Here is a 5,344-nt window from a genome sequence, read left to right as displayed (position 1 = left end):
ACCAATCCAACCGATCTCAAGAATATCGGGCTCAAGGCGACCCTTCCGCGCCTCAAAATCCTTGAGATTTTTCAGCATAGCCCGGTGCGTCATCTGACCGCCGAAGACGTGTACCGCAACCTGCTGCATGAGGAACTCGATATCGGTCTCGCCACCGTCTACCGGGTGCTCACGCAATTCGAGCAGGCCGGCCTGCTTTCGCGCAGCAATTTCGAATCGGGCAAGGCGGTGTTCGAACTGAACGAGGGCACCCATCACGACCACCTCGTGTGCATCGATTGCGGCGTGGTCGAAGAGTTCTTCGACTCGGAGATCGAAAGCCGCCAGCAATCCATCGCGACAGAACGCGGCTTCAAGCTGCAGGAACATGCGCTGGCGCTGTATGGAGTATGTACGAAGGAAAACTGCCCGCATCGCAAGCACTGATGCGTCGGCGGCTGCGCGCAAGTAAGCGGGCAGAGAGTAGGCGGGCAAAGCAAGCGGTCCGCACCAAGGAGACCCGGCCGAGCGAAATCGGGCGGGTCTTTTTATTAGCCTATGTAGTAAGCGCTGCTAGGCCAGCGCCTCGACTTTCGCCTCGCACACGAGCCGCCACGGCTCGGCGAGTTGCAACTCGTCGCAATTGGGCTGCTCTCCGCCGCGGTCCACAACGACAAAATCGCTGACCCGGTCGAGCGCGAGCAGCGGGTGATGCCAGACCCCCTTCGCGTAATTGACGCCCTGCCACGCATCGGTCCAGAACCCGCGCATGCAGTTGGGATCGAACTCCCCCGCGGGCGCGACCACCACCAGATAGCGGCCTACCTGCAACGGCACGAATGCCTGACTGCCGAGCGGGTGCCGCTCCATCATCCTGATCTCGACCGGCAGCGCGCGCGGCTGCGCGCGAAACACGCTGATCAGCGGCCGCCCGCCGTGCTGCATCACGTCGACGTTGGCGAGGTCGTGATAACGCTCGGTGGAGCCGCCGTTGATCGGAAAACGGCGCGCGCCGTCGAGTTCGACGACGTCGCCGAACGGCGCGAATGCCGCGCGCGTGAGGCGCTCCATCTGCAAGGTCTTCATGCGCATTGCTCCCGTTTTGCGGCGTTACGCGATCTCGCCCCACAGGCGCAGACGCGACACGCCGCCGTCGGGGAAGATGTTGAAACGCACGTGCGTGACCGGCCCGAGCGCCGCAAGCCCGTCGGTGAACGTGTGAAGCTTGTCCATCTGCAGCTTCTGTTCGTCGAGCAACGCCGGCCAGAACATCGCCTGGGTGACGAGCGAGTCGTCGGTCCCGCCTGTCACCGCAGCCGCCTGCAGCGAGCAGCGGTCCGGGAAATTGCCCTTGAAGTGCGCGGTGTCCACTTCGATCTTGCGAATCACGCCGGGACGCGCGAGCGCAATGATCGCCCAGTCGTTGCCCGGCTCACGGCGGCGGCGAGTTTCCCAGCCGTCGCCCATGTCGATGCCGCTGCCCGGCATCAGCATCTGCGACGCGGGGCCGAAATGCTGGTTGTTCGCGGCGACCAGGTACGCGCCGTTTTCAATCGCCGCGAGGTCCAGCAGCGTGCCGCGCTCGATGCGGCTCCAGTCGCGCTGCGGCTGGCCATATACGCGCAGACGCGCGAGGCCGCCGTCCGGGTACAGGTTCACGCGCAGATGCGTGAACGGGCGCGCGTCGTTCACTTCGATGTAGTGATGCTGGTTGCCCTGCAGCGTGGTGGCGGGCACCAGCGTCACCCAGTCGGCGCGGTCGGACGGCACCTCGCTGCCGGCGCCGCTGTCGAGATAACACCCGTCGATCGACGCGGCTGGCGGAAAGTTGCCGGTGAAATGGCTCGTATCGAGATCGACGCCGTGCACGACGCCCGGCCGCGCGAGCCGGATCACGCAGTAATCGTGGCCGGTCGTGCGTTTGCGGCGGGTCTCCCAGCCGTCCATCCATTTCCCGTGGTCGTCGTATTTACCGGGGATGAACATGGCGGGCTGCGGTTCGAGCATCCGTTCTTTCGGCGCGAAGAATTCGTCGCTGGCGAAAAGTGCCTGCGCGCCAAGACGCGGATCGGCAAGGTTCATGTAACGGCGCGTGAAGGCGGGAGCGTTCGGGTCGAGGATCGGATTGGCCATGATGTGGGTCGGGTAGCGAAAGTTTCTGGAAACAGCCAGCGCAACTGCGGCGTCCGCCGGCGGCATGCGCGCCCGGACGGCGCGCGAAATGGTGCTGCAACGCGGTAGCGATAGCGATAGGTGCAAGTCACTGGTCAGACCGCGGGCGCGTGTTCGCCCGCCACCGGTTCGGTGAGCGTGTCGTCGACGGCGGGCACGTAGCGCAGCGCTGCGTCACGGTTCAACACCCGATGCGCGCGCGCCCTGTCGATATCGTTCTCCCACACGGCGACGACTACCGTCGCGACGCAGTTTCCGATCAAGTTGGTCAGCGCGCGGGCGATCCCGACGAACCAGTCGACCGGCAGGATCAGCACGAGGCCGAGCACGGGAATCGCCGGAATCGCCGACAGGGTGGCCGCCAGAATCACGATCGCCGAGCCCGGAATACCGTGCGCGCCCTTCGACGTCACCAGCGACACGAGCACGACGACGATCAGGTCATGGATCGATAGCGGCGTGTTGGTCGCCTGCGCGATAAAGATCACCGCGAGCGTCAGATAGATCGAGAAGCCGTCGAGGTTGAACGAATAGCCGGTCGGAATCACGAGGCCGACCGTCGAATCCTTGACACCCATCCATTCGAGCTTGCGCATGATCTGCGGCAACACGGCGTCGGACGACGCGGTGCCGAGCACGATCGACAGCTCTTCGCGCAGATAGCGGATCAGCTTGAAGACGCTGAACCCCGCGAGCCGCATCACCGCGCCGAGCACGACGGCGACGAACACGATGCAGCTCAGGTAGAACACCAGCACCAGCATGCCAAGTTGCTTCAGCGACTCGATGCCGTAGGTGCCGGTCGTGAATGCAACCGCGCCGAGCACGCCGAGCGGTGCGAGCTTGATGATGAAGCCCATCAGCCGGAAAAACACCTGCGACAGTTCATCGATCAGGCCGCTCACGCGCTGCGCGCGCTTGCCAAGCAACGACAGCGCGGAGCCGAACAGCACGGAAAACACGAGGATTTGCAGGATGTCGCCCGTCGCGAACGCGTTAAAAGCCGTCTCGGGGATGATCTTCAGCAGGAAGCCCGCGGTGTCCTTCAAGCTTTTCGCGTGTTCGGTGTAGCTCGCGAGCGAGGCCGCGTCGAGCGAATTGACGTTGATGTTCATGCCGGCGCCGGGACGCGTCGCATACGCGAGCACCGCGCCGATCACCAGCGCGATCGTCGTCATCGCTTCGAAGTAGATCACCGCCTTCACGCCGACGCGCCCAACCTTGCGCAGGTCGCCCGCGTGCGCCATGCCGCTCACGACGACGCAGAACACGATCGGCCCGATCACCATCTTGATGAGCTTGAGAAAGCCGTCGCCGAGCGGACGCAACGATTGCGCGAAATGCGGAAAAGCGGCACCGAGCACGATGCCCACCACGAGCGCAATGACGACCCGCCCAAACAGCGAATTGAAGAATTTCAACACGGCTTCTCCTGATGACGATGTCTCTGTGTTCGATCTGTTCAGACTGGTCCGACCAGTACTGTTATGGCCAATAGTAGGAAGCCGATATGCGCGCGTCAAGTGTCCGTCGGACCGTGTTTACCCGTTGTGTAGGTGGTGCTCATGCATCCGGTTCAGCGGTGCGGCCAACGCACGGGGCGCCCGCGGGCACCGCGTATTACAATGCCGGTCAGACCGGACAACTCGAGTGAACCGTGATGAAAAACGTCCCGCATACCGTCACCGACGCCGCAATCGCGACCATTCGCGAGCGGATTGAAGCGGGCGTTTATCCGGTAGGCAGTCTGCTGCCGGCGCAGCGCCAGCTTTCCGATGAACTGTCGATCAGCCGCGCGTCGCTGCGCGAAGCGCTATCGACGCTCGAAGCGCTCGGCTTGCTCGTGATCCGTCCCGGCAAAGGCGTGTATGTCGAAAGCGCGCAGGCGAAAAACGCGCAGACATGGCGTTTCGCCGAGCAGTCGTCGCTGCCCGACACCTATCAGATGCGCTATGCGCTGGAAGGCTTCGTCGCGCGGATGGCGGTCCTCGCGGTGAGCGATTCCGACCTCGACTGGCTCGAGGAAAACATCACTGCAATGCAGACCGCGCTCGCCTGCGACGAACTGGACGAAGCCGCCCGCTTCGACTACGAGTTCCATATGCGCATCGTCAGCATCGCCGGCAATGCGGCCATCGAATCGATCCTGCGCAGCAGCGCGGAAGTCATGAAGGAAAGCCAGCGCATGCCGTTCTATCGGCGCGAGCGGGTGCTGTCCACGTACACGGAGCATCGCGCGATTCTGGATGCGCTGAAGGCGCGCGACTCACTTGCCGCGGGCAACGCGATCGAGACGCACATTGCGAACGCCGCGCAGCGCGCTGGCGTCTATTTCCCGACGCCGTAAGCGCAAATACCGCAGACAAAAAAAAGCCGCTCCGAAGAGCGGCTCATGCAGCCTGAGACCTGAGACTTACTTCGCGTTTGCGAGCGCCACAGCCGTGTCCAGCATGCGGTTCGAGAAGCCCCACTCGTTGTCGTACCAGCTCGACACCTTGACGAGACGGCCCGACACCTTGGTCAGCGTTGCGTCGAACGTCGACGAAGCCGGATTGTGGTTGAAGTCGATCGACACCAGCGGCGCGTCGTTGTAACCGAGGATGCCCTTCAGCGCGCCTTGCGACGCTTCCTTCATGATCGCGTTGACTTCGTCGACCGTCGTGTCGCGCGCGGCGATGAACGACAGGTCGACCACCGACACGTTGATCGTCGGAACGCGGATCGCGTAGCCGTCCAGCTTGCCGTTCAGTTCCGGCAGCACGAGGCCGACCGCCGAAGCAGCACCGGTCTTGGTCGGGATCTGGCTGTGCGTGGCCGAGCGCGCGCGGCGCAGGTCTTCGTGATAGACGTCGGTCAGCACCTGGTCGTTCGTGTACGCGTGGATCGTCGTCATCAGGCCGTTCACGAGCCCAATCTTGTCGTTCAGCGGCTTGACCAGCGGTGCGAGGCAGTTGGTCGTGCACGATGCGTTCGAGATCACCGTGTCCGATGCCTTCAGCACGTTGTGATTCACGCCGTAGACGATCGTCGCGTCGACGTCCTTACCGCCCGGCGCCGAGATGATGACCTTCTTCGCGCCACCCTTGATGTGCGCGCTGGCCTTTTCCTTGGTCGTGAAAAAGCCGGTGCACTCCAACACGACGTCGACGTTCAGCTCGCCCCACGGCAGTTCGGCCGGGTTGCGGTTCGCCAG

6 protein-coding genes are annotated in these 5,344 nt (G+C 63.5%); 2 read left to right on the top strand and 4 right to left on the bottom strand.

Annotated elements, in window-relative coordinates; genetic code table 11:
* On the top strand, positions 1 to 426 hold a 426-nt coding region (fur, locus tag VGH68_RS28285; protein WP_331607037.1), incomplete at its 5' end, for a ferric iron uptake transcriptional regulator.
* Positions 427 to 552: 126 nt separating this feature from the next.
* Here fur and VGH68_RS28280 read toward each other — a convergent pair.
* The 3 genes from VGH68_RS28280 to VGH68_RS28270 all read right to left on the bottom strand — a co-directional run bounded on the left by VGH68_RS28280 (position 553) and on the right by VGH68_RS28270 (position 3,575).
* Positions 553 to 1,065 (bottom strand): ureidoglycolate lyase, encoded by a 513-nt coding sequence (locus tag VGH68_RS28280; RefSeq protein ID WP_331607036.1) that lies wholly within the window; start codon positions 1,063 to 1,065, stop codon positions 553 to 555.
* Between the two features lie 24 nt (positions 1,066 to 1,089).
* The gene (alc, locus tag VGH68_RS28275) at positions 1,090 to 2,112 is read right to left on the bottom strand and encodes an allantoicase (protein ID WP_331607035.1); all 1,023 of its coding nucleotides are present in this window, start codon (positions 2,110 to 2,112) and stop codon (positions 1,090 to 1,092) included.
* 134 nt (positions 2,113 to 2,246) lie between these two features.
* Positions 2,247 to 3,575, bottom strand: a complete 1,329-nt coding sequence (locus VGH68_RS28270) for a C4-dicarboxylate transporter DctA (RefSeq protein WP_331607034.1) — start codon at positions 3,573 to 3,575, stop codon at positions 2,247 to 2,249.
* A gap of 236 nt (positions 3,576 to 3,811) precedes the next feature.
* Here VGH68_RS28270 and VGH68_RS28265 point away from each other — a divergent pair, with 236 nt between their 5' ends.
* Complete coding sequence (locus tag VGH68_RS28265; RefSeq protein ID WP_331607033.1) at positions 3,812 to 4,498, top strand: FadR/GntR family transcriptional regulator; 687 nt, start codon at positions 3,812 to 3,814, stop codon at positions 4,496 to 4,498.
* A gap of 66 nt (positions 4,499 to 4,564) precedes the next feature.
* On the opposite strand, the gene VGH68_RS28260 is transcribed toward VGH68_RS28265, so the two are convergent.
* Positions 4,565 to 5,344 (bottom strand): type I glyceraldehyde-3-phosphate dehydrogenase (locus VGH68_RS28260; RefSeq protein WP_331607032.1); only part of this gene is annotated, 780 nt, incomplete at its 5' end.

Origin of the sequence: Paraburkholderia sp. (assembly GCF_036488505.1) — a bacterium.
Lineage (GTDB): Bacteria > Pseudomonadota > Gammaproteobacteria > Burkholderiales > Burkholderiaceae > Paraburkholderia.
The sequence above is the reverse complement of the archived record's forward strand: the minus strand, read 5'-3'. Positions and strand labels throughout refer to the sequence as shown.